Annotated in this window: 3 protein-coding genes; 2 read left to right on the forward strand and 1 reads right to left on the reverse strand. The window is 69.6% G+C overall.

The genetic code is table 11. The annotated features are described in order from the left end of the window. Window positions 1-12: 12 nt before the first annotated feature. Window positions 13-1,173 carry a cytochrome c oxidase subunit II gene (gene coxB, locus ASE86_RS00280; RefSeq protein WP_082441567.1) on the reverse strand — a complete coding sequence of 387 codons (1,161 nt, stop codon included), beginning with the start codon at window positions 1,171-1,173 and terminating at the stop codon, window positions 13-15. A 180-nt stretch (window positions 1,174-1,353) separates the two neighbouring features. Between coxB and pyrE the strand changes: the two genes are divergently transcribed. Both pyrE and ASE86_RS00290 read left to right on the forward strand, forming a co-directional pair. Beyond that, window positions 1,354-1,932, forward strand: coding sequence for an orotate phosphoribosyltransferase (pyrE, locus tag ASE86_RS00285; protein WP_056421548.1), 579 nt, complete (start codon window positions 1,354-1,356; stop codon window positions 1,930-1,932). After that, entirely contained in the window at window positions 1,929-2,660 is a 732-nt protein-coding gene (locus ASE86_RS00290; RefSeq protein WP_056421549.1) for a pyridoxine 5'-phosphate synthase, read from the forward strand. Before pyrE ends, ASE86_RS00290 begins: the two co-directional genes overlap by 4 nt. The last annotated feature ends 91 nt before the right edge of the window (window positions 2,661-2,751 follow it).

Here is a 2,751-nt window from a genome sequence, read left to right on the forward strand (position 1 = left end):
ATCGGTCATCGGTTAGTTTCCACGAGCGCCGAACGCGCCTTGGGTGGCGGGTGCGGCCTGGTTCGAAGTGGCGGGGGTTTCGGTCGTGTTGACGACGGCGGCGGTGTCGTTCGCCGGCACAATCGCATTGGCGGGCGTCGCGGTGTCGTCGGCGCCGGCGGCGTTGCCGTTCAGATTGGCAGCCGTGGTGCTCGGCGCAGCGGCGCCGGGCATCTTGCCGCCCTTCGCCGCGATCCACGCCGCGAACTGCTGCGGGCTGACCGCCTCCACCGCGATCGGCATATAGGCGTGACGCGCGCCGCACAGTTCGGAGCACTGGCCGAAGTACAGGCCTGGCTTCTCGATCGTGAAGCTGGTCTCGTTGATCCGGCCGGGGATCGCGTCCAGCTTGATCCAGAAGGCGGGGACCGCCCAGCTGTGGATCACGTCGGCGGCGGTGGTCAGCAGGCGGATCGGCACGCCGACCGGCAGGACGATGCGATTGTCGACCGCCAGCAGGCGCGGGCCATCGGCGTCGGTGCGGAAGCGCGTGCCGGCGGGCACTTCGGCGCGCTCCTTCAGCATGTTCGCGGTCACCGCGACGCCGCCGTGGTCGGGATATTCGTAGGTCCAGTACCACTGGTTGCCGGTCGCCTTCAGCGTGACGGCACCGGCCGGCGCGGGCTTGAATTGCGCGGCCAGCAGGCGGATCGACGGGACCGCGATCGCAACGAGGATCAGCACCGGGACCAGCGTCCAGATGACTTCGATCACCGTGTTGTGGCTGGTCTTCGACGGGTTGGGGTTCCGCGCGGCGCGGAAGCGGATCATCGCGTAGACGAGCAGCGCCAGCACCAGCAGCGAGATGGCGGTGATGAGCGGTACCAGCCATACATCGTGGAAATGACGCGCCTGGCGGCCGTTCGGCGTCACCTGCGTCTGCATCCCGAACCAGCCGTCGGTCGGCTGGCCGACGTGTTCGACCGGTTTGATCAGCGGCGTACCGTCGGCGGCCAACAGCGGATCGGCCGGAGTCGCCGCAGCGGCCGGAGTCGCGGTCGCGACCGGTGCGGCGGCAGGCGCGGTCGCAGCGGCGGCCGGGGCGGTCGTGTTCGCCGGGGCGGCAATCGCCCCCGTACCTGCGAGCACGAGCCCGGCGGCGGCGATGATCGTCTTCAGACCAGTCATGCGCATCTGTGTAAAGCCCAAGTCCCTGTTCGATAGCGGCAGGCGTGCACGCGCCGCTTGAGGCCTAAGAAAAGGCCCAATCCCGATGGCCTATACGCGGGGTATGCCCACGCCTCAAGCGTCCTGCGTCACGCTTTTTGCTTAGGCCGTTGCGATGGGCGGTCGTGCTGCGTATGCGGCGGCGGCATGACGCAAGATCAGGTGCTCGACGAATTCCGTGCGGCGGAAGCGCTGCTGGAGGGCCATTTCATCCTGTCGTCGGGGCTGCACTCGCCGCGCTACCTGCAATGCGCGCGCGTGCTGATGGATCCCAGGCGCGCCGCACGGCTGACCGATGCGCTGGCCGCGACGCTGCCAGCGGACCTTGGGATCGAAGCGGTCGTGTCGCCGGCGATGGGCGGGGTGATCGCGGGGCACGAGATGGGGCGCTCGCTGGGCGTGCCGGCGATGTTCCTCGAACGGCCGACCGGCACCTTCGAATTGCGCCGCGGCTTCCGCCTGGACCCCGGCACGCGCGTGCTGATGATGGAGGATGTCGTGACGACCGGCCTATCGAGCCGCGAGGCGATGAAGGCGATCGCCGCGGCGGGCGGCACCGTCGTCGCCGCCGCCGCACTGGTCGACCGGTCGAACGGCGCGGCGCAGTTCGACGTGCCCTTTTACTCGCTGATCCGCCTGGACGTGCCGAGCTATCCGGCAGATGCGCTGCCGGCCGAACTGGCGGCGATCCCGGCGGTCAAGCCCGGCAGCCGGGCGGCGGCATGAGCACGCCCGACCTGCGGCTGGGGGTCAACATCGACCATGTCGCGACCCTCCGCAACGCGCGCGGCAGCGGCTATCCCGATCCCGTTCGCGCCGCCTTCCTGGCCGCCGAAGCCGGCGCCGACGGCATTACCGCGCATCTGCGCGAGGATCGCCGGCACATCACCGATGACGACATCGCCCGGCTGTCCGACGGGTTGCCGATCCCGCTGAACCTGGAAATGGCGGCGACGAACGAGATGCTGGAGATCGCGCTGCGTCATCGCCCGCACGCCGCCTGCATCGTGCCCGAACGCCGTGAGGAGCGCACGACCGAGGGCGGGCTGGATGCCGCCGGGCAGCACAATCACCTGGCGCCGATGGTGATGGCGCTGAGCGACGCGCGCATCCGCGTGTCGCTGTTCATCGAACCCGATCCCCGCCAGATCGAAGCGGCGATCCGGCTGAAGGCGCCGGTCGTCGAGCTGCACACCGGTCGCTACGCCGAACTGTCCGGTGACGCACAGAGCGCCGAACTGCGCCGCCTGGCCGATGCCGCGGCGCTGGCGGCGAAGAACGGGATCGAGGTCCATGCCGGCCATGGCCTGACGTTCGACAATGTCGTACCCGTCGCCGCGATCCCGCAGGTGCGCGAGCTGAACATCGGGCATTTCCTGATCGGCGAGGCGATCTTCGACGGGCTCGGGCCGGTGGTGCGGCGGATGCGCGACCTGATGAACGCGGCGCGGTGAGTTTTTCTGAAAATCCTCCCCGGCACGGGGAGGGGGACCATCGCGCAGCGATGGTGGAGGGGGCGGGCCACAGGCGGTTCGCTCGCGGCGC

The sequence above is a fragment of the Sphingomonas sp. Leaf33 genome, assembly GCF_001421785.1.
Classification (GTDB): domain Bacteria; phylum Pseudomonadota; class Alphaproteobacteria; order Sphingomonadales; family Sphingomonadaceae; genus Sphingomonas.

What these genes read in the sequence shown, in the direction of transcription:
- ASE86_RS00290 (WP_056421549.1), top strand. Translation starts at nt 1,929, where the DNA reads ATGAGCACGCCCGACCTGCGGCTGGGGGTCAACATCGACCATGTCGCG.
- coxB (WP_082441567.1), bottom strand. Translation starts at nt 1,173, where the DNA reads ATGCGCATGACTGGTCTGAAGACGATCATCGCCGCCGCCGGGCTCGTG.
- pyrE (WP_056421548.1), top strand. Translation starts at nt 1,354, where the DNA reads ATGACGCAAGATCAGGTGCTCGACGAATTCCGTGCGGCGGAAGCGCTG.